Raw genomic sequence first — 24,779 nt, 5'->3', positions numbered from 1 at the left:
CCCCGGCCATGGCACGCTTTTTCATCGACCGGCCGATCTTCGCGATCGTCATTTCGCTGTTTCTCGTCCTGGCAGGTGCGCTTTCGCTGCTTGGCCTGCCAGTCGCGCAATTTCCGGAAATTTCCCCGCCGACGGTTCGCGTGTCGGCCACTTATCCCGGCGCGAATGCGCAAGTGGTGGAAGATACGGTTACGGCCCCGCTCGATTCCCAGATAAACGGCGTAACCGGCCAGCGTTCGATCCGTTCGGTATCGGGTTCGGACGGGACGTCCACGATCACCGTGAAGTTCGCGCTGGATCGTAACCCCGACATTGCCGCGGTCGAAACGCAGAACCGCGCATCGCTGGTGATCCCGCAATTGCCGTCGGAAGTTCAGGATATCGGCGTTTCGGTGAAAAAGGCGTCGACCGACACGCTGATGTATGTCGCGTTCTATTCGCCGTCGAACGCTTACGACAAGACTTTCCTCGCCAATTACCTTTACAACAACATCGTCGACGAGGTGAAGCGGACGCCCGGCGTGGGTGACGTGTCGGTTTTCGGCTCCCAGTTCGCGATGCGCATCTGGTTGAAGCCGGACAGGCTGGCCGCGCTTGACCTTACGCCGATGGACGTTGTTGCGGCAGTGCAGGAACAGAACGCGCAGGCGGCTCCCGGCTCGGTGGGCCAGCCGCCCACGCAAACCGAAAGCGGTTTTCAGTATTCGCTCCAGTTGCAGGGCAGGATCAACCATGCCGCGCAGTTCGGCGATATCGTCCTGCGCAGCCAGCCGGACGGTTCGCTGGTCCGCTTGCGCGACGTTGCGCGAATAGAGCTTGGCGCGAAAGGATACGCGCAGGAAGCCAAGCTGGACGGGAAACCGGCGGCGGCCATCGGCGTGTCGCTGTCTCCGGGCGCCAATGCCATGCAGACGGCCGATGACGTGAAGGCGCGCCTGGCCGACCTGAAGACGGCATTCCCGCCCGATTTCGATTACAGCATCGTTTACGACACGTCCGAATTCGTGGGGGAATCGATCGTCGAGGTCGAACATACCCTGCGCGACGCGATCATCCTGGTGCTGATCGTCGTGTTTCTGTTCCTGCAAAGCTGGCGGGCAACGCTGATCCCTATGCTGGCCGTCCCGGTTTCGCTGATCGCGACGCTTATCGCTTACAATTTCCTGGGATTCTCCATCAACACGCTGTCGCTTTTCGGCATGGTTCTGGCGATCGGGATCGTGATCGACGACGCGATCGTCGTGGTCGAACTGGTCGAAGAGAAGATGGAGAACGAAGGGCTGCCCCCGCGTGAGGCGACCCGCGCGGCGATGGACGAAGTGTCCGGACCGGTTGTGGCCATCGCGTTGGTGCTGTCGGCCGTGTTCATCCCCATGGCTTTCGTGTCGGGTGTTACCGGCCAGCTTTACAAGCAGTTCGCCCTTACAATTGCCGTTTCCACCGCGTTTTCCGCGCTTGTCGCGCTGTCGTTGACGCCGGCTTTGTGTTCCCTGCTGCTCAAGCCCAAGGGTGAAGACAAGCCGGAAGAGGAAAAGTCCTGGCTCAACCGGTTTTTCGACCGGTTCAATACCGGCTTTGCCCGCATGACCGACCGGTATGCCCGCATCGTCGGCATGACGACGACCAGCCTCAAGCGCGTGGCGCTGTTGCTGGTCTTCGTCATCCTGGCGATCGTCATGCTGTTCCGGATAACCCCGACCGGTTTCGTGCCGGACGAGGATGTGGGCGCGTTCTTCACGATGGCGCAATTGCCCGACGCGTCGAACAGCCAGCGAACGCAGGCCGTGCTCGATTCCTATTCGAAGAAGCTTGAAAAGCTGCCGGGGGTGGAATCGGTGCTGTCGATTTCGGGCTTCGACGTGCTGTCGGTTACCGCGGCGCCCAATGCGGGCATGATGATTTCCAAGCTGAAGCCGTGGAGCGAACGGGACAGCGAAAGCTCGGCCGCGGCGCTGATGCAGAAATCGAACATGATGGGCTTCGGCGTGCCCGAAGCGATGTTGATGAGCTTTGGGCCGCCCGCCCTGCCGGGTTTCGGCGCATCGTCCGGCTTTTCCATGATGTTGCAGGCAAAGGCGGGGCAGTCGCCCAAGGAACTGGCGAAGGTTACAACCGCGTTCCTTGAGGAAGCATCGAAAGATCCGGCCATCGGGCGAATCTCGTCCACCTTCAATGCCGGCACACCCAACTTCAAGCTGACGCTGGATCGCGAGAGGGCCAAGAAGCTGGGCCTCCAACTGACCGATATCTATCAGACGCTGGGCATCATGCTGGGCGGCGCGCAGGTCAACGATTTCAACCGCTACGGCAAGAACTACAAGGTGATGGTCCAGGCCGACGCGCCCTATCGCGAGGATATCGAAGCGCTGGGCGCGATAAAGGTGCGCAGCCGCACGACCGGGCAGGAAGTGCCGCTAAGCACCGTGGTGACGGTGGAGAAGAGCGCCGGCCCGCGCTTCACGACGCGGTACAACCTTTATGGTTCGGCCGACATTTCGGGTGCGCCCGCGCCCGGTTACAGCTCGGGCGAAGCGATTGCGGCGCTTGAACGCGCGGCGGCCAAGGCCTTGCCGGCCGGATATGGCTATGAATGGGCGGGCGTCACGCGCGAAGAGGTGGAAACCGGCAATTCGGCCGCCATCGTCATGGGCCTTTCCGTGGTCGTGGTGTTCTTGTTCCTTTCGGCGCTGTATGAAAGCTGGTCGGTTCCCATCGCGGTGCTGCTGGGCGTGCCGTTCGGGGTGATGGGCGCGCTGATATCGGTGTTGCTGCGCGGGATGGACTTCAACGTCTACGGGCAGATCGGCGTGGTCACGCTGGTGGGCCTTTCCGCCAAGAACGCGATTCTGATCGTGGAATTCGCCAAGGCCTTCCGCGAAGCGGGAGAGCCGATCGCGGCCGCGGCGATCAAGGCGGCCCGGCTGCGCTTGCGCCCGATCCTCATGACGTCGTTTGCCTTTATCCTGGGCGTCGTCCCGTTGATGATCGCAACGGGCGCGGGGGCGGCATCGAAGCATTCGGTCGGGACGGTGGTCTTTGGCGGAATGCTGGTCGCCACGTTCATGGCCGTGTTCCTTGTCCCGGCGCTTTACGTGATCGTCCAGACGATATCCGAACGCCTGACCGGGAAGACCCCGACGGAAAGCGATACCGCCGCGCAACCGCCCGAGGGCAAAGACGGCGATACGCAGGAGCAACCGGCATGAGCCTGCGCAAACCGAGGATGATCGCATCTGCCGCCGCGGCGCTGGCGCTTTCCGGCTGCATGGTTGCGGGGCATGATTACAAACGGCCCGAACTCGATATCCCGGCCCGGCACGCCGTGATGTTGCAAGCGGGCGAAGCGCAAAGCGCCGCCAACATCGCGTGGTTCGATCTTTACCGTGACCCGCAACTGCAATCGTTGATCCGCGAAGCGCTGGATCACAACCTTGACCTGCAACTGGCCTTTGCCCGCATTGATGAGGTGCAGGGCCGGCTCAGGACCACGCGAAGCCAGATGTTTCCGTCGCTCGACGGTTCGTTGCAGACCGGCGCCTCTCCCCAACCCAACGCGAACGACAGCGCGTTCACGCTTGGCCTGCTGCTCAACTGGGAAGTGGACCTGTTTGGCAAGCTGAGGCGTCAGAACGAAGCGGCGCGGGCGCAATTGCTGGCCACAAGGGCAAGCAAGGAAGCCGTTGTGACCACGATCGTGAACCAGGTTGCGGCCACATGGCTGACCATTCGGGAATTGCAGGCGGAAGAACGGATACTGACCTATAACATAGGCCTGCAGAAACGGTCGCTCAGCCTGGTGCAATCGCTGCATCGTTCGGGCGTGGTTTCCGACAGTGAAGAACAACAGGCGAAGGGGCAACTTGCCGGCACGCAGGCCCAGCTTCCGGCGGTACGCAAGGCAAGGCTCGTCAACGAAAACAACCTGGCGATCCTTCTGGGGCGCTATCCCGCGCCGATAGAGCTCGAACCAGCCGGAACCGACGGGGGTGACGGCCTTGGCGCGGACCATTTCGCCCATGACCTGCCGCTGGGGGTTCCCACGGACCTGCTGGCGCGGCGGCCCGACGTGATTTCGGCGGAACAATCGCTGGCGGCGGCCACCGCGCAGGAAGGCGTGGCCATCGCCAACCGATTCCCGTTCCCCACTATTGGCCTCAGCGCGATCTTCGGCCGGTCGAGCACGCAGATCACGTCCTTGTTCGACAACAACAAGTCTGCCTCGCTCAATAGCTGGGGGCCGAATGTGCAGTTGCCGATCCTTTCGTTCGGCCGCGATCAGGGCAACGTCGATGTGGCAAGGGCGCAGACCAGGCAGGCGCTGATCCAGTATCGCCAGGCGGTCCAGTCGGCGTTGTTCGATGTGAACCAGGCGGTTTACGGCTATCGTGCCGCGCAGGAACAACTGGGGCCGCTGTCGGATCAGCTCGCAGCCGCCAGACGGTCGCTCCATTTGCAGAACCTGCAGTTCAAGGCCGGTGTCAGCGATTATCTCTCGGTGCTCGACGCGCAGCGCTCCCTGCTGTCGACCGAGTTGTCCGTCGCCCAGTCGCGGTTGCAGCGCGATCTGGCCTTTGCAGATCTGTACAAGGCACTGGGCGGTGGCTGGTCGCCATCGGAAAGCGCCGGGAAATAGCAGGGCGCTGGCCTGTGTGGCGGGCGGGGCCGTCCGGCCTGCCGGTCGCGGAATCGCGCAAGAGCGGGCATGAAGGACAATGAAGGCGAACGGCTTGCTTCCGCGCAAGGAGGTCTTGTCATGGCGAAGGACGGGAAAAGACCGAAAAGCAGGGGGCGCCGCGTGATGGAAGGCCTGCTTGTCGCGATCGTCGCGCTGGTTGCCGTCGCGGTTGTCCTGAAGGTGGCCAATCCCCTGCCGCCCCGCACGCAGATGCCCGAAGATGGCCCGCTGGCGACTGGCGCCGGTCCATTCGCGAATACTGCCGCGCAGTTCGCGCAGGACCATGACGGGCAAACGGCCTTGCTGCTGCTGACGCACGGGATCGATGCGTTCGCGATGCGGCTGGCCATGGTGCGAAACGCGCATCGCAGCATCGATGCCCAGTATTACATATGGGAAAACGATCTTTCGGGGCGGATGTTGCTGGCGGAAATCATGAAGGCCGCCGATCGCGGCGTCCGCGTGCGGCTGCTGATCGACGACAATCCCACCGCCGGGCTGGATACCATGTGGGCCGGGGTAAACGCGCACCCCAACATCTCTGTCCGCCTGTTCAATCCCTTGACGATCCGCCGGATGCGCGCGGCGAATTACCTGTTCGATTTTCCGCGGCTCAACCGGCGGATGCACAACAAGTCGTTCACCGTCGATGGCGTTGCCAGCGTGGTGGGCGGCCGCAACGTGGGGGATGAATATTTCGGTGCGCGCGACCACGGGTTGTTCATAGATGTGGATGCACTGGCGATCGGCGCGGTCGTGCCTGCCGTTTGCGCGGAGTTCGAACGATACTGGCGCAGCCAATCCGCCTATCCGGTGCAATGGATCCTGTCGTCAGCGGGGGCGATGAACGCGCACGAACTGGAGGAACCGGTTTACGACGATGCGGAGCGGGCGAAGCATTATCGCCTTGCAGGCAACCGGGCGCTGGAAACGCTGGGTCTGGACGATCCTTCCAACGCTTTCGTCTGGGCGCCCGTGCGCCTTGTGGCAGACGATCCGGCAAAGGCGATGGGGCACGCCAGCCGGCAATCCCTGCTCGCAACGCGGATCGCCCCGCTGTTCCACAACGCGCGGTCCAGAATAGACCTGGTTTCGGGCTATTTCGTTCCCGGCAAGGCGGGGGAAAGGTTGCTGGCCGACGCGGCGCGGCGCGGGGTGGCGGTGCGCGCGGCGACCAACAGCATACAGGTGACGGACGTGCCGGTGGTCCACGCCGGCTATGCCCCCTATCGCAAGCCGCTGCTCAAGGCGGGCGTGCGATTGTACGAGGCAAGCCCGATCAGCGCGTCGCGCAGCAGGGCGGCCCGGCTGGGGCATACAGCGTTCAGCGGCGGCGGCGAAAGCGTGCACGCCAAGACATTCGCGATCGACGAGCGGACCTTTTTTGTGGGTTCGTTCAATTTCGATCCGCGCAGCGCGCTGCTCAATTGCGAAATGGGCTTCGTTATCGACTCGCCGCAACTGGCTATCGCGTTCCGGCAGGCGCTTGACCGGCGGCTGCCCGAAGCGGCCTATGCGGTTTCCCTTGATAGTGACGGCGCGCTGACCTGGACGCTGGAAGAAAATGGCGCAAGGCGCGTGTGGCACAAAGAGCCGGGTACGACCGCCTTTTCCCGCGCGCTTGTTTCGGCCCTGTCGCTCTTGCCCATCCAATGGTTGTTGTAACGGCCTGGCTAGCCCTGCGGGGCGTCGGAACCGCCGGGGCCTTGGCCGGGCAGCCTTTCCTCTGCCCGGTGGCGCGTATTCAGTCGCCATGATTCCAGGAACAGGCAGGCAACCAGTGGTCCGATGAACAGTCCGTCGAAACCGATCAGCGCAAGCCCGCCGAACGACGTTACGAAAATAACGTAATCCGGCACCGTCGTCCGGCTGGCGATCAGCTTGGGCCGAAGCACGTTGTCGACCATGCCGATCACCAGGATGCCGCTTGCCAGCATGATGCCGCCGCGGATGAAATCGCCTGAAAAGAAGAAATACAGCGCAACCGGCACCCATACCAGGCCGGAACCGATTGCCGGGATAAGGCAGGCAATGAACGTCAGAAGCGCCAGCACCGCAAAGATGTTCAGGCCCAGCGCGGCATAGACGGCCCCCGCGATGGCCGATTGGGCCGCCGCGACCAGAAGCGTGCCGCGAAAGGTGGCGATCGCCGTTTCCGCAAGCCGCTGTTTCAGTGTGGTCTGGTCAGCCGGGTCGAGCGGAACCATGGATGAAAACAGGTCGAGTATCTGCTCCCGGTCGCGCAGGAAGAAATAGGCCAGGTACAGCGCGGCAAGCAGTTGTCCGCCCACCACCAGGAAATTGCCGCTGGCGTGCAGCAGATAGTTGGCGGCGCCCGCCATGAAGCCGGTGATCTTCGACCAGTCGAACGCGGTGATCGCGTGCTGGATGTCGGTCGCCATTTTCGTGGGCAGAAGGGCCAGACCGTCGCGGAAGGCGGACGAAATGTCGGCGGCCAGTTCCTGCCGCCGCGCAACGATCGAGGCGACCTGTTCGGTCAGCAAGGCCGAAACGGCGATCATCGGGACCAGCAGGCACAGGACGACAACGCCGATGGACGCCAGTGCCGCGCGGCTGCGGCTTGCGAATCGCACGGCAAGCCGCTCGTTCATCGTGCCGACGATCACGCTCATCATCGTTGCCCACAACAGCACGGAGCGCATGGGCGCCAGAAAGACGAGCATCAGCACCGTTGCAGCGATGGCGACCAGCAGGGTGTTGGATTTGCGCATCATGTCCCGGTCCTGCCGCCTCTTGCCAGCCTGCGAGGGGCGCAGTGGCAAAAGGCGGTTCGCGCGGGGTGCACCGGCACTGTCCGCCGCGCAAGCCTTGCCGAACCGGCTTTCCTGATGCCGGAGGTTATGCCCCGGGTTGTTTGGCGGTCAATCCGCGAACCTTGAAGGCCAGAATGGACAGGATCACGCCGCGGAAAATGAACCCGAATCCCACGAACAGGGCCAGCGTAACGATTTGCGCACCCAGGGGCATGAACGTGGAAATGTAGATGCCCAGCGCAAGGTCGACGATGCCCATGACGATCAGGAACACCCGGTCCTCGCTCGATTTGAAGCCGTTGTAGAGTTCGAAGCCGCCGTTCACGATGAAGAAGATGCCGGCCGCCCATACAAGCCCCGTCGCGCTGAGCACGGGCATCGCCAGGAACAGGAATGCTCCCAGTAACGCCAGAATACCGAACAGCACGTCGACCAGTTTCGATTGCCAGCCGAAATCGCGGAAAGCGGCAATGATGGATGCCGCGCCCACAAAGACCATCGCCACACCCAGCATCACGCCCACGGCCAGATTGGTCGCGATCGGGTGAAATGCCGCGAACCAGCCGACGACGATCAGCAATATTCCATAAGCCAGCATCCAGCCCCATGCGCGCCGGACCGTGGATACGCCATCTTCAATAGACGTCATGACACCGCTCCTTGCTTGCTCCCCACCGCAGCTTACCCGACAAAGCGCGCGCTGGTGAGGGTATGATTAAGCCAGATCGGGCTGAACGGGACGAAGCCGGACTCGGATGAATTCCGCGGTGACGTGCCGCGCGGTATCGTCAGTCGTCGACGGATATGCGTGAGGGTGATTTGTTCGGGGCGACGGACCATCTTTCCGCCGGTGACGTGCAAAGCCGGTCGTGTCGAAAGATGGTGGGCGCGACAGGGATTGAACCTGTGACCCCACCCGTGTGAAGGTTAGAAAATACCAGCTTGTGCGGGATATAACACGTTTTCGTGACGCAAAACCGCCCATTTAACGAAGTGTATGCGTGGAAAGATGCAAACAACGTGCTAACAACTTACGCGATTTTCGCCCCATGCTAACAACTTGCGAACAACTAATTTCATTCATTCCGATGAGGTCGCTGGCGCTTCGATCAAGTGTGTGAGCGCAACCACATGCGATGCCAAAGCTCTTGCCCTAAGCGAGTCTCAGCAAGGCTTCGATTTCGGGCGAGGTGCGGCCTTTTTTCGGCATACCGAAAGTGCCTTCTGATGCATGTTCACGAGTTTGACGCCGGGTTCGCTTGGTGCGCGACTTTCGCGTTGTCGTTCGACGAGCGACCAAGTCGATGTCATATCGGTCTGCGAGCCAAATCAAGATGCGTTTGATTGCCGCGGGATCAAGCGTGTCGAGTTCCTCAAGCATCACATGCATCGCGTCGAGTTCGGGATCAGTCATCTCAGCGACCGTATAGCAGAAAATGCCGCGCAATGGGATTCATAATCCGTGGACTAATAGTCACCTATCCCGTGTCGTGCGGCGGTGGATTTATACCTCGACATCCTTGGCCAACGCATACGTGCGAGGCGCCGTGAGCTTGGGATGACACAAGAGGGGTTGGCGCACGAAGCAGGGCTCGATCGCAGCTATGTCGGCCGTATCGAGCGTGGCGAACACAACCTGACGTTTGTTGCGCTGGTGAAGCTGTGTCGAGCGATGCGGTGCGACGTGGCCGCGCTGACGCAGGAGCTTCCAAGATGTTTGCACTCATCTGCGCTGCATGACAAGAGCTGACAGGTAGGCTTTCCGAACGCAAGGCAAGTCCGGCGCGCACCACGGCGACTTGGCAAACGGCCTTGCGGGGCAGCGTTCGCGTCGGAATACTTGCAGCCGGGGGTGATTGGGGTGGGGGAACTTCAAGGCATGTGGTAGGCGCGCTTGCAATTTTGTTCCATAAGATGGCGCATGGAATCGCAAGCAATGTATGTCGCACCTCCGGCCTTCGAAAACCAAATCGGTCAGTTTATTTGCGGCAACGCCGCCAAAGTTATGGCTGAATGGCGCGAAGGATCCGTGGATTGCATAATCACGTCGCCTCCGTATTGGAATGCGGTCGAGTATGATGGTCCGACGGAAGGCTGGGCGACCTACGAAGATTACTTGGATGACATGCAGGCCGTCTGGGAACAGTGCGCACGAGTTCTGCGCCCGAACGGCAAGCTGTGCATCAATTCACCGCTGATGCCCATTCCGAAGGACGTGATCGAACAGCATACTCGGCACCTCAAGAACATTGCAGCGGATAATGAGCAGCGGATTTTGGCCGCTACGGACCTAGAACGCTACGGCCTGTTCATTTGGCAGAAGCAAACGTCAAAGATGATGTTCGGCAGCTACCCGTATCCCGGCAACATCTTCGAGAACAACACCATCGAGTTTATCAACGTCTTTGTTAAGCCCGGAAAGCCGCCGCAGTTCGATAAGAAAACGAAGGAAGCGAACAAGATACCCCGGAACGAATGGCTCGATCTCACGCAGCAGGTTTGGTTCATGTATCCAGAGGATGTGAAGCGAGAGGAGGGTCATCCAGCGCCGTTCCCGGAAAAGCTGCCAGCACGGTTGATGCGCCTATACACATACGGTTCCTGTGACGACTTTGCGGGTGAGATCGTCGTCGACCCGTTCGTCGGCACTGGCACCACCTGCATCGTCGCAAAGAAGATGAGGCGGCGATGGATCGGCATCGACATCAACCAATCGTATTTGAATTTCGCTGAAAAAAGACTCCGCGATGCTTCGCCTGACGAACCATTGTGGGTTGTCGGACGCCCGAAATACCCTACTAAGGATGACTTAGTTCGGATGCTCTTCGAAGAGGGCGGGTCAAAAGGGGCGGAAGCTGTGAGCAAGCATAAGCGCAAGACCTATGGCCGAAAGGTCGATGCCGCCGACGAGGACGATCAGCCGAAGCTGGTTTAGTGGCGAGAGCGGCGAAGAATATTCGGCTGCCGACGAGGTGGTCACAGTTCGTTCGGTCCTACGGAACTGACATGGCATATTGGTATGTGCCAAAGGGATTGTCCGTCTCGGCCGAGAGCATCCTTCCTCGCCTGAAGATTCTCAAGGAGTTCGAGCACAACGGCACCTGGCGGGACTGTCAGAGTGGCTACATTGAGCGATTGAACGCTGAAGGCGTCTCACACGCTGAAAGTGATTGGCCGGAAGGCGGCGCGCCGCTGGCTCGTATGCTCAAGCAAGTGCTTACCCTGCTCGGCTTGGTGTGGGTCGATGAGTCCGAGTCAATCGACTTTACACCCGCTGGGAATTCTCTGCTGGATGCGGGCGACCATGATGCGGCGCTGGCGAAGCAAGTTCTCCGATACCAAATTTGGAACCCGACCATCCGAGCGCGCCATCACCAAGCGATCAGGCTCCACCCTGTCCCCTTTCTGATTCGGCTGCTCCAGAGTTTGGGAACATCGATCTCGCCCATGGAATACCGGCTCTTCGTAGCGAGGGCCAAGCGCATTGAAGATATTGATGCCGTTGCCGACTTGATTGAGGAGTTCAGAGGCATCGACGAGGCGGAGCAGAGGCTGCTGGCTGACCGTTGCGACGCCTACATGCTTGGCGGCGAACGACGCAGTTCGATCTACAACACGATCAAGCTGAACCAGTCCTACGCGGTTGCAATGTGGCGACTGTCGAACATCATCGGCGTGGATGATGACCACTCGATCCATCTTGTTGCGGGGGCGCTGCGCGGTGAAAACCGCAGGTTTATCGAGCAGTATGCAGGCCAAGGCGAATACATCGCATTCGCCAACAAGAAGGAATTTGTCGCTTGGATGGGCGACCCAGATGCGCTGCCGCTTCGTGAAACCGCACTAGACCTGTATCGCTCGCGCGGCGACCTCGAAGCGGCTACAGCAGTTCAGAAGAAGATGGGTCTCAAGGGCAAGGCACTCAACGAGTTCCGCCGTGTAATGGCCAGCGAGAAGCGCCTTGAAGACGATCTTGAAGCGAATTTCGAGATCATCGGTAAACAATTGGGTGTGAAGGTCGAGTTCGTTGGGCGGCAATATGAAACGACCGTCGGCCCTATCGACATTCTGCTCAAAGAGGTGGGCGGCACATACATAGTTGTCGAACTCAAGAAAGGCCGTTCCGCGGACAAGGTGTTCGGTCAGCTTTCGCGCTACATGGGCTGGGTGAAGCGCAACCTTGCCGATAACAAGCCGGTTCGGGGCGTGGTGGTTGCAGCCGAGATCGATGACAAGCTCGTCCATGCGCGCGATGCCCACGACACCGACGTTTCATTGATCGAATATCGCGCGGGCATGACGCTAAAGACCATCTGATTGCATCGGTGAGAGCGTCGATGCTGTCGATGGAACACTATAGTGCAACAACCTCCGACCCCACCCCAGTGCAGGGTGGGGTCACACCTCAATTTCTGTCCACTAACTCACTGAAAGATGAGGATACATGGCGCGATTGGCAGTCTCGATTGCTTCGCGCGTTTTGAATCTCGCATGCACAAAGTGATGCAAAAATGCACCTTCAGCGTACAACGTGCGAACAACTGTCCGGGAGGATAGTTGCATACGCAACGAAATTACGAAAAAAACCATTCAAAATCAGTAGTTTGAATGGTGGGCGCGGCAGGGATTGAACCTGCGACCCCACCCGTGTGAAGGGTGTGCTCTACCGCTGAGCTACGCGCCCGTCCTTTTGGCAGGGCCGGCAGACGGCCCCGAAGAACAGGGGCGCGCCTTTGCCACGGTCCGTGGCGATTGACAAGCGGGTGCGCAAAACTATTGGCGCTGATCCCATGAGCGAAGACGAAAACACGCCCGAAACGGGTTCCCAGCCCGCCACGCCCGCCACCGCAGCGGACCTTCCGCCCGACAGGCTGGCGATCAATCCGCGCAGCGCCTTTTTCGATGCCGAAAAGCTGCAGCGCGGGATCGGCATCCGATTCAAGGGCACGGTGCGCCGCAATGTCGAGGAATACTGCATTTCCGAAGGCTGGGTGCGCGTGCAGGCGGGCAAGACGCTCGACCGCAAGGGGCAGCCCCTGACGATCAGGATCAACGGCCCGGTCGAAGCCTGGTATGAAGATCTGGGCGAAGACGCGCCCGTAGCCAGGGCTGGCTGAGTTTCCGCCCGCCGGCCGGGTCAGCGCGAAATGCGCGAGATGATCTGGCCGATCGGGTCGTTGCCACCGCGTGCCGATTGCGCCGCGGCCACGCGCCGCTGCGGCCGGGCCGGGGTGTAACGATCGTCCGAAGCCAGCAGGTTGCGCGGGGCCTGCGCCCGTCGCGATGGCGAATCGGCTGGGATACCTTTCAGGAAATCGTCGCCGATCAGCGATGCCCGCTGCTGGCGCGCCGGCTCACGCGTGGGGCGGGCATCGGCCAGCGTCATGGGCGAATCGGTTTTCAGCGCCTTTTCCGGATAGATGAATCCGTTCACCGGCCAGTGCGTCGTGCCAAGGGCGTTTATCGGCGCGAACCATACGCGCACCTCGCTCCAGTCGTTGTCCGGCGAAACGTCGACTGCGCGCACGTCATCCTCTATCTGGCCGCGCCGTCCGTTGATCGGGGACCAGTTGGCGTGACGCAGCAGCACCGTGCGCGAATCGATCACCTTGCTGACCGCCGCGACATGGCCGAGTTGCATCGCGCCATAGGGCTTGAAGCTCATGACCGCGCCGACTTCGGGAACGGAACCGCGCTTGTAACGCCCCTCGGCCTGGTCCCACCAGGTCCAGGCATCGCCATGAATCTGTATGCCCGAAACCTGCCGGGCATAGGGCACGCACTGCAGATAGGGCTGGTCGCTGGCGCCGTCGTCCGGCCCGTCGATCACGCCGGGCGCAATCGGCGCGGCATGGGCGGGCGCGGCGCCCAGCGCAAGCATGACCGCAATCGTGCAGGTAAGTGCCTTCATTCCTGCAGGGTGCCGCCGGTTTGGTTAACGCAAGCCTGTCCATTATGGTAAATGACGGCTTAACGATTGCCCTTCACCACGCTCATCGCTTGCGTTGCCGGCAAAGGCACGCCACGGGAGGTCGATGCTACCGCAGGTCATCATCATCGGCCGCCCCAACGTGGGCAAGTCCACGCTGTTCAACCGGCTTGTCGGCAAGCGCCTTGCGCTGGTGGACGACCAGCCGGGCGTCACGCGTGATCGCCGCTTCGGCGAAGCGAGCCTGCTGGGCCTCGATTTCACCATCGTCGATACCGCAGGCTGGGAAGACGAGGACGCCGAAAGCCTGCCCGGCCGGATGCGCCAGCAGACGGAAGCTTCGCTGAAGGGGGCGGACGTGGCGTTGTTCGTGGTCGACGCGCGCGCCGGCGTGACGCCGCTGGACGAGGAAATCGCCCGCTATCTGCGCACAAGTTCGGTGCCCATCGTGCTTGTCGCCAACAAGGCGGAAGGCCGCGCGGGCGATGCCGGCCTGTTCGAGGCGTTCTCGCTTGGCTTCGGTGAACCCGTGGCGTTTTCGGCCGAACATGGCGAGGGCATGGGCGACCTGTTCGAGGCGTTGCTGCCGCACCTGGATGACAAGCAGGTGGAGTCGGAAGAAAAGGGCGAGGACGAAGAGGAATACGATCCCAAGGCAACGCTGAAGCTTGCCATCGTCGGGCGGCCCAACGCGGGCAAGTCCACGCTGATCAACCGCCTTTTGAACGAAGAGCGCCTGCTGACCGGGCCGGAAGCGGGGATCACACGAGATTCGATTGCGATCGACTGGAAATGGGCCGATCCGAAAAGCGGCGAAGCGCGCGATATCCGGCTGATCGATACCGCCGGAATGCGCAAGAAGGCACAAGTCACCGACAAGCTGGAAAAACTCGCCGTGGCCGATGCGCGCCACGCGATCGATTTTGCCGAAGTGGTGGTCCTGTTGCTGGATGCGACGCGCGGGCTGGAACACCAGGACCTGAAGATCGCGTCCATGGTGCTGGAAGAAGGGCGCGCGCTGATCATCGCCATCAACAAGTGGGACGTGGCGGAAGACGCATCCGCCCTGTTCAACGGCGTTCGCGCGGCGCTTGACGAAGGGCTGGCGCAAGTGCGCGGCGTGCCGCTGCTTTCGGTTTCCGCGCGAACCGGCAAGGGGTTGGACCAGCTGATTTCCACCGCCTTCGACATCCGCGATTCCTGGTCGAAGCGGGTGCCCACATCGGCGCTCAATCGCTGGTTCGACGATGCGCTGGCCGCCAACCCGCCCCCGGCGCCGGGGGGCAAGCGGATAAAGCTGCGGTATATCACCCAGGCCAAGACCCGCCCGCCGGGTTTCGTGTTGTTCGGCACGCGGCTTGACCAGCTTCCGGCAAGCTATCAGCGCTATCTCGTCAACGGCATCCGGCGCGAACTCGGGTTCGAAGCGGTGCCCGTGCGCCTTACGCTGCGCAGCCCGAAAAACCCCTTCGCCAGGAAGTGAGAGCGGCCCGAATGCCTGACCAGACCCTTGCAACCACGCACCTGCCGCAAAGCGCTTCACAAGCCATGCTGCGCGGCGCGAAAGGCAAATGCCCGCGCTGCGAAGGCGCGCCGCTGTTCCGCAAGTTCCTGAAGCCGGTGGATCGTTGCCGTGCCTGTGGGCAGGACTGGACCCTGCACTCGGCAGACGATTTCCCGCCCTACGTCGCGATCCTTGTCACCGGTCACCTGATGGCGCCGGTGATGATCGAGATGGGGCAGACCTCGCTTCCTCTGTGGGCGATGATCGCCATTGTCGCGTCGCTGGCGGTGGCCATGATGCTGGGCATGCTGCAACCCGTGAAGGGCGCGATCATCGCCATGCAGTGGTGGATGGGATTGAGCGGGTTCGCGGGTGCGTCGGGCAAGGCCGAAGCGGCAGCCGGCGCGCCGACCGGATAGCCGCGCCGAATCCCTGCAAACGTCCTAAAGGAAATTGTTGGGCCAGATCATCGTGCGCCACATGTGGGCGACATCAGATCCGTCAAAGCCCAGGCCTTCGTCCGGCTCACGGAAATTGCGCGCGATCACCCCTTCCATTTCGGATGGATCGACATCCGGGAAGTCATCGAAGAAATAGGTGTCGTAAAGCGTGACCATGCGCGCCGTGCGATAGAACGGGCTGGCTTTCGCCGCTTGCGCATCGCGCAAAAGGTATTCGGGCGGCTTGTAGTCCGGACCGAAGAACCGGTTGTAGCTATCCGGGTATTCATAGCCGAATTCCGGATCGGGCACGTACCGCAGCGCCTGATGGTACTTGACCGCGAATGCCACTTCCTCGTCCACATAGGGCGCGATCATCTGGGCGCTCCAGTATCCATGATCGGCGCGGATCAGGCAGCCGTTGGACAGGTCGTGCAGCAGGCAGGCGAGGACCACCTTTTCGTCCAGTCCGTCGTCCATCGCACGTTTCGCGCTTACCAGCAGGTGGCGCACGGTGATGTCACCGAAACGGCAGCGGAAGAAATCCAGCAGCCGGGGCCGTTCGGGCATGCGCGGCAGGGCGGGATTGTCACCCATCATGAACACCGTCTTGGGGTTGAGGCGGCGCAGCAGATCTTCCTCGTTGTCCACGAAGTCGGTGCCTTTCCAGCCGACGGGCGATGGATAGATCATCCGCTCGCGCCCTTCCTGCGGCCAGGGGCGGGTGTCGGCGGTGGGCGTAATCGGTCGGTCGGCCTCTGCCATCTGCGTGTCCATCCTTTCCCTTGGGTCGAAGCGTAAGGCGGGCCTCCGGCAGGGGCAAGGCGCATTGGCAGGCGGGGCAGGGCTTGGTAACCTGCCCGCCTTCAAACTTTCGACAGAGGTCCAGCTTATGCGTCGTTCCGCCCTGATTGCAGCGCTCCCGCTTGCCGTTCTCGCGCTTGGCGCGTGCAGCAAGGAAAAATCGATCGAGGCGCACAACGAATCACCGGAAAGCGTGGCCAGCAAGGTGGCGGAAGCCGGAGCGATGCGGTTCACGCCCGGGCGCTGGGAAATGACGATGAAGATCGACAAGCTGGACCTTGGTGACGCGCCGCCCGAAGCGAAGAAGATGATCGCGGGGATGATGGGCAAGGAACGCACCGTCACCTCGTGCCTGACAAAGGAAGAGGCGGAAAAGCCGACGCCCAAGTTCTTCGGCGAAAAGTCTGACAACTGTTCCTACGAACACTTCACGATGGGCGGCGGCAAGATCGACGCGCGGCTGGATTGCAAGGGCGAAACCGGCCTGCAATCGGTGACGATGAACGGAAGTTACACGCCGGACAGCTACCAGATGCAGGTCCAGAGCATGGGCAACGCCCACTCGGGCATGAAAATGGACATGCAGATGTCGATGAACGCAAAGCACGTGGGCGCTTGCACGGGCAAGGAAGACAGCTGATCGCGCCGGAACCCTCGCTGTCCCCGGTGCGTTAATGGCTTGGCGGTGCCTTTACAGGGCATGCGGAGCAAGGACCGGCGGTGGATTTCGGAATCCCTGATTTGAAACAGCACGGCATGCAGAACCTTCAGCATTGGGGCGAGAAGCTGGCCGCGTTCGGCAGCGACATTTCGCGACGCAACGCGCTGGCACTGCAGCCGCATCCCGAACAGGCGCACAAGCCGCCGCTGCGCAGGATGTTGGGAGAGCTGGGCTCTCCGGCGGAAGTGTGGGGCGAGATGCTGCGCCGCCGCCGCGCCGGGCAGGCCTATGCCCGGGCCGCAATCCCGCGCCCGGTCATGCTGCTGCCGGGATTCGGCACCCGGCCCTCACGCATGCATCACATGGCGCGGTCGCTGGAAAACGCGGGACACCGCGTGAGCGACTGGGGGCTGGGTTTCAACCTGGGGCCGACCGAGGAACGCTTCGACCTCCTGCTGTCGCGGATCGAGGCGATGGCGCGCAAGGAGCGTGAACCGCTGGCGCTGGTCGGGTGGAGCCTTGGCGGCATCTTCGCGCGCGAAGCGGCGCGCCATGCGCCCGCGTCGATCTGCAAGGTCATCACCATGGGGACGCCGTTTTCCGGGCATCGCCGCGCCAACAACGCATGGCGCGCCTATCAGTGGGTGACCGGCCACGAAGTGGAAAACGCGCCGGTCGCCAGCGACCTGGCGCCGAAGCCGCCGGTGCCGACGATCGCGATATGGAGCCCGCGCGACGGCGTGGTCCACCCGCGGTCCGCCTGCGGCCGGGCGGGAGAGCGCGACCGCGCGATCCCGGTCCGTTGCAACCACCTGTCCTTCGCCAGCCATCCCGGCGTGATCGTCGAAGTGCTGCGCCAGCTTGATGTCGACGAATGATGTCGACGGACAGGGCAAGCCGGTCCGGATCGTCAGTCCAATCCATTTCGGTCAAGTTTTTTCGCAAGTGCAGCATAACCCTCCTTGACAGCGGCGAGCGAAGCGTCAGTCATGGGCACATGGGTGATTGCCAGTGACAGAAGCGCCTTCGTCCTATGACGAGATGTACACGGCGGACGGTGAAGTCCGGCCTGCCTACCGGCGCTACTGCGATTGGTTCGAAAATCAGGACCCCAAGCTGATGCGGCGCAAGGGGACAGAGGCCGAGGCCTTCTTTCGCCGCACCGGCATCACATTCAATGTCTATGGCCAGAACGATGCCGAAGAACGGTTGATTCCGTTCGACCAGGTGCCGCGCATCATCAGTGGCAACCAGTGGCGGCGGCTGTCGAAGGGGATCGAGCAGCGGGTGCGCGCGCTCAATGCGTTCCTGCACGACCTGTATCACCGGCAGGAGATCGTCCGCGCCGGCCGCCTGCCGCTGCGCCTGCTGGCGCAGAACGAGGCATTCCTGCCGCAGATGGTGGGCTTCAACCCGCCGGGCGGCGTCTTTACCCACATCGTCGGCATCGACCTTGTCCGCACGGGCGAGGACGAGTTCATGGTGCTTGAGGACAATGCGCGCACGCCATCGGGCGTTTCGTACATGCTCGAGAACCGCGAAACGATGATGGCGATGTTCCCCGAACTGTTCACCAAGGTCCGCGTGCGCGAGGTTTCGGACTATCCGCGCCGGCTGGCCCGCAGCCTTGCCGCCTGCGCGCCGCCCGCCACCAGCGGCAAGCCGGTGGTCGCGGTGCTGACGCCGGGCATCTACAATTCCGCCTATTACGAACACGCCTTCCTGGCCGACCAGATGGGGGCCGAACTGGTCGAAGGCAGCGACCTTCGCGTTCAGGACGGGCGCATCGCGATGCGCACCACGCGCGGTTACAAGCCGATCGACGTGCTCTATCGCCGGGTGGACGACGATTACCTCGATCCGCTTACCTTCAACCCGGACAGCGTGCTGGGCGTGTCGGGCATCATGGACGTCTATCGCGCGGGGGGCATCACCATCGCCAACGCGCCGGGCACGGGTATTGCCGACGACAAGGCGATCTATTCCTTCATGCCCGAGATCGTGGAGTTCTATACCGGCGAAAAACCGCTGCTCCCCAACGTCACCACGTGGCGCTGTTCGGAACCGGATTCGCTGGCCTATGTGCTCGACAACATTTCCGATCTGGTGGTGAAGGAAGTCCACGGTTCGGGCGGCTATGGCATGCTGATCGGGCCGACCGCTTCGAAGAAGGAAATCGCCCGGTTCACCGCGAAGCTGAAGGCCAGGCCCGAAAACTATATCGCCCAGCCCACGCTTTCGCTTTCCACCGTGCCGATCTTCACCAGGGCCGGGCTTGCGCCGCGGCACGTGGACCTGCGGCCCTTCGTGCTGGTTTCGCCCGACCGGATCGATATCACGCCGGGCGGGCTGACGCGGGTGGCGCTGAAGAAGGGCAGCCTCGTGGTCAACTCGTCGCAAGGCGGCGGGACCAAGGACAGCTGGGTGCTCGATGACTGACCGCCCGACTCCCTCCAACCCGGCGCCCTCCAATATGCAGGCCCCGTCATGCTAGGCCGCTCCGCCAACGGCGTGTTCTGGATGTTCCGCTATCTGGAGCGGGCGGAGAACACCGCGCGGCTGGTTGACGCGGGCTTCCGCATGGCGCTGACCCGCGACGAGATGGACGCCGATGTCGAATGGCGATCGGTGGTGATTACGCTGGGCCAGCAGGCAGCCTACGAAGCGAAGTTCGGCGATACCTATACCGGCCCCGACGTGTTCAACTTCATCCTGCGCGACCGGGACAATCCCGGCAATATCCTGGCGATGTGCGAAAACGCGCGCATCAATGCCCGCATGGTGCGCGCCGGCATCACGCGCGAGCTGTGGGAAGCGGTGAACGAGCTGTGGATGAACGTGAAGGACCTGCTGTCCCGGCCGGTGCGCGAAACCAACCTCGGCACGGTTTTGGACACGATCCGCCGGTATTCCACGCAGGTGCGCGGCGCGATGATGGGATCGATGCTGCGCAACGAGATTTTCAATTTCGCGCGACTGGGCAAGTTCATAGAGCGCGCGGACAACACCGCGCGCCTGCTGGACGTGAAATACTATGTGCTGCTGCCCTCGGTCTCTTATGTCGGATCGAGTCTCGACAACGTGCAGTGGGACATGATCCTGCGGTCCGTTTCGGGCGAACGCGCATACCGCTGGCTCAATTCGGGCGGCATGGACGCGCGCAGCATTGCCGAGTTCCTGATCCTTGACGGTCGGTTTCCGCGCAGCCTTGCCTTCTGCTATTCCAAGATCCAGTCGAACCTTGCCGCGCTGGCGCGCGAATACGGAGGCGAGATGGACAGCCACGCGATCCTGCGGGACACGCAAAGCCGCCTTCACGCACTGACCATCGACGAGATTTTCGAACAGGGCCTGCACGAATTCATCGCCGAATTCCTCGCACACAACCAGAAGCTCGCCAGGCAGGTGCAGAGCGACTACCGGTTCTACGAATAGGGGGCGAAGAAAACCCATGCGCCTCGCCATCGACCACGTGACCCACTACCGCTTTTCCGGGCCGTTGAAGCACGGGCTTCAGCGCCTGCGGCTTACGCCCAAGCACACCTCCGGCCAGCGCGTTGTGAAGTGGGACATGGTGTTCGAAGGCGCGCGGCTGGAAGTGGAATATGAAGACCACAACTACAACCACGTCTCGCTCGTCTCGATAGACGAAGGCGCTTCGGAAATGACGATCCGCTGCACCGGCCTTGTCGATACTGCCGACGAATCCGGCATCATCGGGCGCCATTCGGGATTTCTGCCGCTGTGGCACTTCCTGCGGCCGACCGAATTGACCAAGGCCGGACCGAAGCTGCGCGCGCTGCTGGGCGAGGTCGATCGCGGAGGGGACCCGCTGCCCATGCTCCACGCGCTGTCAGCCGCGATCCGCGATGCGGTGACATACGAAACGGGGCAGACCCATTCGGCAACCACATCGGAAGAGGCGCTGGATGCCGGGCACGGGGTTTGCCAGGACCACGCGCATATCTTCATCGCGGCGTGCCGGGCGATGGACATTCCCGCGCGCTATGTCAGCGGCTACCTGATGATGGATGACCGGGTGGAACAGGACGCCGGGCACGCCTGGGCCGAAGCGCATGTCGACCATATCGGCTGGATCGGCTTCGACATTTCCAACGGGATCAGCCCCGATGCGCGCTATGTGCGCATCGCCACCGGCAGCGACTATCGCGAGGCTGCCCCCGTTACCGGTATCCGCTTCGGCGCGCACGAAGAGGAACTTCACGTCTCGCTTGCGGTCGAGCAGCAGCGTATGGAACAATAAGCGCGCCGGGTTGGGGGAAGAATTTCAATGACGTATTGTGTTGGCATGGTGCTCGACCGCGGGCTCGTATTGATGAGCGACACGCGAACGAATTCCGGCGTCGACAACATCTCCGTGTTCCGCAAGATGCAGACCTGGTCCGTGCCGGGCGAACGCTTCATCGCGATCATGACGGCGGGCAACCTTGCGACGACGCAGGCGGTGATCAGCCAGCTGGAAGAACGCAACAAGACGCCAAACGAGCGCCGGCCTTCCATCCTTGAGGCGGAAACGATGTTCCAGGTCGCGACGCTGGTGGGCAACCTGCTGCGCGACACGATTGCCGGGCGGAACGAGGCTGCGGGTCAGTCTGCGGAAAAGCCGATGTTCTCCGCATCGCTGATCCTTGCCGGACAGATCGCGGGCATGGAGCCGCGGCTGTTCCTGATCTATCCCGAAGGCAATTTCATCGAAGCCTCGTTCGACACGCCCTTCTTCCAGATCGGAGAGACCAAGTACGGGCGACCGATCATCATCCGCGCCTACGATCCGGCGATGTCGTTCGAGGATGCGGTCAAGCTGTTGATGGTCAGCTTCGATTCCACGCTCAAGGCCAACCTTTCGGTGGGCCTGCCGCTCGACCTTCTGGTGATGGAGCGCGACAATTTCGAACCGTTGCACGAACGGCGGATCGCAGCGGACGACCCTTATTTCCACGCGATTTCGTCGGGCTGGGGCGAGGCGCTGAAACTCGCGTTCGATTCGCTGCCCGACTACAAGCTGGATGCGCCGACGTCGGTTTTGGCCGAATAGCGATCCCTGCCTCAGGTACTGACCCTAAGGCCACCGCCCTAGCCAACGCCCTAGGGTGGCGTGCGTATGGCGGCGAACGGCGTTGCGGCGTAAAACCGAATCCGATCCGCGCGAAATCGGGCGGGTGCGGATCGGAAACGGATGCATTTTTCCGCCGGAAATCCGCCACTGCTCCATCAGAACCGCCATGCTAACACTCGGAAACGGGGGGATTATGGCTGGATCGCAGGCCGGCCATGGCGATCAATCGGGGACATGATTGATCGCCTGAAAATCCACATCGTCGATAGCCAGTCCGCCCGCCGCGCGCAGCTGGCTCGCCTTGCCTTTACCGCCGGGTGCCATGCCGAGATCTATGCCGACCGGGCGGAATTGCTCGCCCATGCCCCGTCTGACGGGGTGATACTGGCGTTCGATTCCGGTGAAGGCGATCCCGTCCGGCCCGTAATCGAAGGGCTGGCCGACAAGGGGGGCTGGCTGCCGCTGGTGATGTTCGCCGCCAATATCGAGACCGACCGGGTCGTGGCCGCGATCAAGGCGGGCGCGCTGGACTATCTGTCGCTGCCGCTCGACGTCGGCCCGCTGCGCGCCTCGCTGGAACGCGTGGAGGCAGAAGCGGACAGCATGCGCGTGCAGCGAGAAAGGGCGGCCGAAGCGCGCGAGAGGATATCGCGCCTGTCCGCGCGCGAACGCGAAGTGCTGGACAGGCTGGCCGCGGGCCTCAGCAACAAGGCCATCGCGCGTGAGCTGGATATCAGCCCGCGCACGGTGGAAATCCACCGCATGAAGATGATGGGCAAGCTGGGCGCGCACCACGCGGCCGACGTGGTTCGCCTGCGCATCGAAGCGGTGGGCATGGACGATATCGCCGCGTGACGGATGGCGGCGCGGCGCCGGCGGAGTTATCGTCGCATCCGCAGGGATAGCCTGGATAGATCAACGGCAGAAGGACGCGCCGCCTTCGTCCACCTCTACGTGGAAATGGTCGGCATGGGCGGCGTTGTAATCGGGGCTCAGCACGGTGCCGAATCGCTTGCAGGCGCTTTCGTGGATCACGCGCAGGAACCTGCGTTCGGCCGCTGTGCCGCCCGACCAGTCGTCCTTCACGGTGATGCGGCGTCCGTCGGCCAGCACAAATCCGGAAACGTCGATCGCATTGGCGGTGGCGTGGGCAGAGCGGCGGCCGCTTCCGGCGACGTTGCGGCAGTTGTAGCTGCCGAACGTCTCGATCCGCACCAGCGGACTGCCCAGAATCTGCTGCGCCGCCCGGTCCACGCCATAGCGCGCCCACCCGGCGAAAGTATTGGCCAGAGGACAGGAGACCGGCCCCAGCCGGGTGAGCGCAAGCAAACCTTCGTCGCTGCGCAAGGATGCGATCTGCACCGTGTTCAGCGTTGAACATCCCGCACCGTAATACCGGTCCGGCAAGGGCGTGAAATCCGCGTGGGTCATTCCCAGACGCGAAAGGCATTGCCGTTCTTGCGGCGCGGGTGTGAACCGCGCGGTCGACTGGTGCACGGCCTGGCGCTGTTGCGGCTGCGGGACATCGATGCAGCCGCTCAACAGGGCCATCGCGGGCAGGATGGCAAGAGTGCGTCGCATGGGCGTCAGTTTGCGGAATATATGGTTAATATCCGGTTACGTCACGCAATCCGCTTGACTTGCCGGCGCGCGTCTTTAAGGCCGCCGGCGGGCCACGCGGTCCCAACGCCGCGCGTGCTCTCTGCAAGGAGAGTCTACATGACTGAACATACCCGTCCGGCGCGCAAACCCGCGCGTCCGTATTTCTCTTCCGGACCCTGCGCGAAGCCGCCTGTCTGGACCCCTGAAAAACTCAACACCGATTCGCTCGGCCGTTCGCACCGCGCCAGGATCGGCAAGGCGCGCCTTGCCTATTGCATCGACCTGATGCGCGAAGTGCTGGGCCTGCCCGATACGCATCGCATCGGCATCGTGCCCGGTTCGGATACCGGCGCCTTCGAAATGGCGATGTGGACCATGCTCGGCGCGCGCGGCGTGACGACGCTTGCCTGGGAAAGCTTCGGTGAAGGTTGGGTCACCGATGCGGTCAAGCAGCTCAAGCTCGAACCCACGGTGATGCGCGCCGATTACGGCCAGCTTCCCGATCTCGACAAGGTCGACTGGTCGGACGACGTGCTGTTCACCTGGAACGGCACCACCAGCGGCGTGCGCGTTCCCGACGGCGAATGGATTCCCGACGATCGCGAAGGGCTTTCGTTCGCGGACGCGACCAGCGCCGTGTTCGCTTACGACATCCCGTGGGACAAGATCGATGTCGCCACTTTCTCGTGGCAGAAGGTGCTGGGCGGCGAGGGCGCGCACGGCGTGCTGATCCTTGGCCCGCGCGCGGTGGAGCGGCTGGAAAGCTATACCCCTGCATGGCCGCTTCCCAAGGTTTTCCGCCTGACCAAGGGCGGCAAGCTGACCGAAGGCGTGTTCAAGGGCGAAACGATCAACACGCCCTCGATGCTGGCCGTGGAAGACGCGATCCTCTCGCTCGAATGGGCGAAGGAGATCGGCGGGCTGGAAGGCATGAAGGCGCGTTGCAACGCCAATGCCGAAGCGCTTGAAAAGATCGTGGCGGAGCGCAGCTGGCTGAGCCACCTGGCCGAAGACAAGGGCATCCGTTCGAAGACGTCTGTCTGCCTCTCGGTCGAAGGTGCGGATACGGACTTCATCAAGAAGTTCGCGGCCCTGCTCGAAGCAGAGGGTGCGGCCTATGACGTGGCCGGATACCGCGATGCCCCGCCGGGCCTGCGCATCTGGTGCGGCGCGACCGTGGATGCGGCCGATGTAGAGGCCCTCGGCCCCTGGCTCGACTGGGCCTGGGCTTCGCTCAAGGCCTGACGGCCCGCTCTTCGCGTGACCCCCGGCACCGCGCCGGGGGCGCCGCTTCCCGATACAATACTTGCGTC

The 24,779-nt window shown here is 62.4% G+C and carries 23 protein-coding genes and 1 tRNA gene; 17 read left to right on the top strand and 7 right to left on the bottom strand.

What is annotated here, in order from left to right; genetic code table 11:
- Positions 1–8: 8 nt before the first annotated feature.
- From RXV95_RS14850 to RXV95_RS14840, 3 genes are all read left to right on the top strand, one after another.
- Positions 9–3,206 carry a multidrug efflux RND transporter permease subunit gene (locus tag RXV95_RS14850; RefSeq protein ID WP_338466799.1) on the top strand — a complete coding sequence of 1,066 codons (3,198 nt, stop codon included), beginning with the start codon at positions 9–11 and terminating at the stop codon, positions 3,204–3,206.
- Positions 3,203–4,633: an efflux transporter outer membrane subunit gene (locus RXV95_RS14845; RefSeq protein WP_338466798.1), complete on the top strand. Its 1,431-nt coding sequence runs from the start codon at positions 3,203–3,205 to the stop codon at positions 4,631–4,633. The genes RXV95_RS14850 and RXV95_RS14845 overlap by 4 nt, the downstream gene beginning before the upstream one ends.
- Positions 4,634–4,702: 69 nt before the next feature.
- Positions 4,703–6,340 carry a phospholipase D family protein gene (locus tag RXV95_RS14840; RefSeq protein WP_338466797.1) on the top strand — a complete coding sequence of 546 codons (1,638 nt, stop codon included), beginning with the start codon at positions 4,703–4,705 and terminating at the stop codon, positions 6,338–6,340.
- An 8-nt stretch (positions 6,341–6,348) separates the two neighbouring features.
- On the opposite strand, the gene RXV95_RS14835 is transcribed toward RXV95_RS14840, so the two are convergent.
- The 3 genes from RXV95_RS14835 to RXV95_RS14825 all read right to left on the bottom strand — a co-directional run bounded on the left by RXV95_RS14835 (position 6,349) and on the right by RXV95_RS14825 (position 8,863).
- Positions 6,349–7,410 carry an AI-2E family transporter gene (locus tag RXV95_RS14835; protein ID WP_338466796.1) on the bottom strand — a complete coding sequence of 354 codons (1,062 nt, stop codon included), beginning with the start codon at positions 7,408–7,410 and terminating at the stop codon, positions 6,349–6,351.
- Between the two features lie 124 nt (positions 7,411–7,534).
- A complete protein-coding gene (locus RXV95_RS14830; RefSeq protein WP_338466795.1) occupies positions 7,535–8,098 on the bottom strand; it encodes a DUF308 domain-containing protein in 564 nt (187 codons plus the stop codon).
- Between the two features lie 504 nt (positions 8,099–8,602).
- A complete protein-coding gene (locus tag RXV95_RS14825) occupies positions 8,603–8,863 on the bottom strand; it encodes a hypothetical protein (protein ID WP_338466794.1) in 261 nt (86 codons plus the stop codon).
- A gap of 84 nt (positions 8,864–8,947) precedes the next feature.
- Between RXV95_RS14825 and RXV95_RS14820 the strand changes: the two genes are divergently transcribed.
- From RXV95_RS14820 to RXV95_RS14810, 3 genes are all read left to right on the top strand, one after another.
- Positions 8,948–9,199 carry a helix-turn-helix transcriptional regulator gene (locus RXV95_RS14820; RefSeq protein ID WP_338466793.1) on the top strand — a complete coding sequence of 84 codons (252 nt, stop codon included), beginning with the start codon at positions 8,948–8,950 and terminating at the stop codon, positions 9,197–9,199.
- A gap of 171 nt (positions 9,200–9,370) precedes the next feature.
- Positions 9,371–10,384: a site-specific DNA-methyltransferase gene (locus RXV95_RS14815; protein ID WP_338466792.1), complete on the top strand. Its 1,014-nt coding sequence runs from the start codon at positions 9,371–9,373 to the stop codon at positions 10,382–10,384.
- Between the two features lie 71 nt (positions 10,385–10,455).
- Positions 10,456–11,766 carry an endonuclease NucS domain-containing protein gene (locus RXV95_RS14810; protein ID WP_338466791.1) on the top strand — a complete coding sequence of 437 codons (1,311 nt, stop codon included), beginning with the start codon at positions 10,456–10,458 and terminating at the stop codon, positions 11,764–11,766.
- A 292-nt stretch (positions 11,767–12,058) separates the two neighbouring features.
- Here the strand turns inward: RXV95_RS14810 and RXV95_RS14805 are convergent.
- Positions 12,059–12,133: transfer RNA gene (locus tag RXV95_RS14805), tRNA-Val, on the bottom strand.
- 106 nt (positions 12,134–12,239) lie between these two features.
- Between RXV95_RS14805 and RXV95_RS14800 the strand changes: the two genes are divergently transcribed.
- Positions 12,240–12,566, top strand: a complete 327-nt coding sequence (locus tag RXV95_RS14800; RefSeq protein ID WP_338466790.1) for a DUF3297 family protein — start codon at positions 12,240–12,242, stop codon at positions 12,564–12,566.
- A gap of 20 nt (positions 12,567–12,586) precedes the next feature.
- On the opposite strand, the gene RXV95_RS14795 is transcribed toward RXV95_RS14800, so the two are convergent.
- Entirely contained in the window at positions 12,587–13,360 is a 774-nt protein-coding gene (locus tag RXV95_RS14795; protein ID WP_338466789.1) for a CHAP domain-containing protein, read from the bottom strand.
- Positions 13,361–13,484: 124 nt separating this feature from the next.
- Between RXV95_RS14795 and der the strand changes: the two genes are divergently transcribed.
- Both der and RXV95_RS14785 read left to right on the top strand, forming a co-directional pair.
- Positions 13,485–14,861, top strand: coding sequence for a ribosome biogenesis GTPase Der (gene der, locus RXV95_RS14790; protein ID WP_338466788.1), 1,377 nt, complete (start codon positions 13,485–13,487; stop codon positions 14,859–14,861).
- An 11-nt stretch (positions 14,862–14,872) separates the two neighbouring features.
- Complete coding sequence (locus RXV95_RS14785; protein WP_338466787.1) at positions 14,873–15,301, top strand: DUF983 domain-containing protein; 429 nt, start codon at positions 14,873–14,875, stop codon at positions 15,299–15,301.
- Between the two features lie 24 nt (positions 15,302–15,325).
- On the opposite strand, the gene RXV95_RS14780 is transcribed toward RXV95_RS14785, so the two are convergent.
- On the bottom strand, positions 15,326–16,099 hold the full coding sequence (locus RXV95_RS14780) for a hypothetical protein (RefSeq protein WP_338466786.1): 774 nt from the start codon (positions 16,097–16,099) through the stop codon (positions 15,326–15,328).
- Between the two features lie 115 nt (positions 16,100–16,214).
- Here RXV95_RS14780 and RXV95_RS14775 point away from each other — a divergent pair, with 115 nt between their 5' ends.
- The 7 genes from RXV95_RS14775 to RXV95_RS14745 all read left to right on the top strand — a co-directional run bounded on the left by RXV95_RS14775 (position 16,215) and on the right by RXV95_RS14745 (position 22,719).
- Positions 16,215–16,766, top strand: a complete 552-nt coding sequence (locus RXV95_RS14775; RefSeq protein ID WP_338466785.1) for a DUF3617 domain-containing protein — start codon at positions 16,215–16,217, stop codon at positions 16,764–16,766.
- A gap of 116 nt (positions 16,767–16,882) precedes the next feature.
- A complete protein-coding gene (locus tag RXV95_RS14770) occupies positions 16,883–17,665 on the top strand; it encodes an alpha/beta hydrolase (RefSeq protein ID WP_338466784.1) in 783 nt (260 codons plus the stop codon).
- A 163-nt stretch (positions 17,666–17,828) separates the two neighbouring features.
- A complete protein-coding gene (locus RXV95_RS14765; RefSeq protein WP_338468581.1) occupies positions 17,829–19,226 on the top strand; it encodes a circularly permuted type 2 ATP-grasp protein in 1,398 nt (465 codons plus the stop codon).
- 48 nt (positions 19,227–19,274) lie between these two features.
- A complete protein-coding gene (locus RXV95_RS14760; RefSeq protein ID WP_338466783.1) occupies positions 19,275–20,222 on the top strand; it encodes an alpha-E domain-containing protein in 948 nt (315 codons plus the stop codon).
- A gap of 16 nt (positions 20,223–20,238) precedes the next feature.
- The gene (locus RXV95_RS14755; protein ID WP_338466782.1) at positions 20,239–21,051 is read left to right on the top strand and encodes a transglutaminase family protein; all 813 of its coding nucleotides are present in this window, start codon (positions 20,239–20,241) and stop codon (positions 21,049–21,051) included.
- A 27-nt stretch (positions 21,052–21,078) separates the two neighbouring features.
- Positions 21,079–21,843 (top strand): proteasome-type protease, encoded by a 765-nt coding sequence (locus RXV95_RS14750; protein WP_338466781.1) that lies wholly within the window; start codon positions 21,079–21,081, stop codon positions 21,841–21,843.
- Positions 21,844–22,098: 255 nt separating this feature from the next.
- Entirely contained in the window at positions 22,099–22,719 is a 621-nt protein-coding gene (locus tag RXV95_RS14745) for a LuxR C-terminal-related transcriptional regulator (protein ID WP_338466780.1), read from the top strand.
- Between the two features lie 60 nt (positions 22,720–22,779).
- On the opposite strand, the gene RXV95_RS14740 is transcribed toward RXV95_RS14745, so the two are convergent.
- Positions 22,780–23,445, bottom strand: a complete 666-nt coding sequence (locus RXV95_RS14740; protein ID WP_338466779.1) for an extensin family protein — start codon at positions 23,443–23,445, stop codon at positions 22,780–22,782.
- Between the two features lie 138 nt (positions 23,446–23,583).
- Between RXV95_RS14740 and RXV95_RS14735 the strand changes: the two genes are divergently transcribed.
- Positions 23,584–24,711: a phosphoserine transaminase gene (locus RXV95_RS14735; RefSeq protein WP_338466778.1), complete on the top strand. Its 1,128-nt coding sequence runs from the start codon at positions 23,584–23,586 to the stop codon at positions 24,709–24,711.
- Positions 24,712–24,779: the final 68 nt, after the last annotated feature.

It is taken from the genome of Novosphingobium sp. ZN18A2 (assembly GCF_036784765.1).
GTDB lineage: Bacteria > Pseudomonadota > Alphaproteobacteria > Sphingomonadales > Sphingomonadaceae > Novosphingobium.
The sequence above is the reverse complement of the archived record's forward strand: the minus strand, read 5'-3'. Positions and strand labels throughout refer to the sequence as shown.

What these genes read in the sequence shown, in the direction of transcription:
- RXV95_RS14745 (WP_338466780.1), top strand. Translation starts at nt 22,099, where the DNA reads ATGATTGATCGCCTGAAAATCCACATCGTCGATAGCCAGTCCGCCCGC.
- RXV95_RS14835 (WP_338466796.1), bottom strand. Translation starts at nt 7,410, where the DNA reads ATGATGCGCAAATCCAACACCCTGCTGGTCGCCATCGCTGCAACGGTG.
- RXV95_RS14795 (WP_338466789.1), bottom strand. Translation starts at nt 13,360, where the DNA reads ATGAAGGCACTTACCTGCACGATTGCGGTCATGCTTGCGCTGGGCGCC.
- RXV95_RS14825 (WP_338466794.1), bottom strand. Translation starts at nt 8,863, where the DNA reads ATGACTGATCCCGAACTCGACGCGATGCATGTGATGCTTGAGGAACTC.
- RXV95_RS14750 (WP_338466781.1), top strand. Translation starts at nt 21,079, where the DNA reads ATGACGTATTGTGTTGGCATGGTGCTCGACCGCGGGCTCGTATTGATG.
- der (WP_338466788.1), top strand. Translation starts at nt 13,485, where the DNA reads ATGCTACCGCAGGTCATCATCATCGGCCGCCCCAACGTGGGCAAGTCC.
- RXV95_RS14840 (WP_338466797.1), top strand. Translation starts at nt 4,703, where the DNA reads ATGAAGGACAATGAAGGCGAACGGCTTGCTTCCGCGCAAGGAGGTCTT.
- RXV95_RS14785 (WP_338466787.1), top strand. Translation starts at nt 14,873, where the DNA reads ATGCCTGACCAGACCCTTGCAACCACGCACCTGCCGCAAAGCGCTTCA.
- RXV95_RS14760 (WP_338466783.1), top strand. Translation starts at nt 19,275, where the DNA reads ATGCTAGGCCGCTCCGCCAACGGCGTGTTCTGGATGTTCCGCTATCTG.
- RXV95_RS14755 (WP_338466782.1), top strand. Translation starts at nt 20,239, where the DNA reads ATGCGCCTCGCCATCGACCACGTGACCCACTACCGCTTTTCCGGGCCG.
- RXV95_RS14800 (WP_338466790.1), top strand. Translation starts at nt 12,240, where the DNA reads ATGAGCGAAGACGAAAACACGCCCGAAACGGGTTCCCAGCCCGCCACG.
- RXV95_RS14815 (WP_338466792.1), top strand. Translation starts at nt 9,371, where the DNA reads ATGGAATCGCAAGCAATGTATGTCGCACCTCCGGCCTTCGAAAACCAA.
- RXV95_RS14850 (WP_338466799.1), top strand. Translation starts at nt 9, where the DNA reads ATGGCACGCTTTTTCATCGACCGGCCGATCTTCGCGATCGTCATTTCG.
- RXV95_RS14775 (WP_338466785.1), top strand. Translation starts at nt 16,215, where the DNA reads ATGCGTCGTTCCGCCCTGATTGCAGCGCTCCCGCTTGCCGTTCTCGCG.
- RXV95_RS14830 (WP_338466795.1), bottom strand. Translation starts at nt 8,098, where the DNA reads ATGACGTCTATTGAAGATGGCGTATCCACGGTCCGGCGCGCATGGGGC.
- RXV95_RS14735 (WP_338466778.1), top strand. Translation starts at nt 23,584, where the DNA reads ATGACTGAACATACCCGTCCGGCGCGCAAACCCGCGCGTCCGTATTTC.
- RXV95_RS14780 (WP_338466786.1), bottom strand. Translation starts at nt 16,099, where the DNA reads ATGGACACGCAGATGGCAGAGGCCGACCGACCGATTACGCCCACCGCC.
- RXV95_RS14845 (WP_338466798.1), top strand. Translation starts at nt 3,203, where the DNA reads ATGAGCCTGCGCAAACCGAGGATGATCGCATCTGCCGCCGCGGCGCTG.
- RXV95_RS14810 (WP_338466791.1), top strand. Translation starts at nt 10,456, where the DNA reads ATGGCATATTGGTATGTGCCAAAGGGATTGTCCGTCTCGGCCGAGAGC.
- RXV95_RS14765 (WP_338468581.1), top strand. Translation starts at nt 17,829, where the DNA reads ATGTACACGGCGGACGGTGAAGTCCGGCCTGCCTACCGGCGCTACTGC.
- RXV95_RS14740 (WP_338466779.1), bottom strand. Translation starts at nt 23,445, where the DNA reads ATGCGACGCACTCTTGCCATCCTGCCCGCGATGGCCCTGTTGAGCGGC.
- RXV95_RS14770 (WP_338466784.1), top strand. Translation starts at nt 16,883, where the DNA reads ATGCAGAACCTTCAGCATTGGGGCGAGAAGCTGGCCGCGTTCGGCAGC.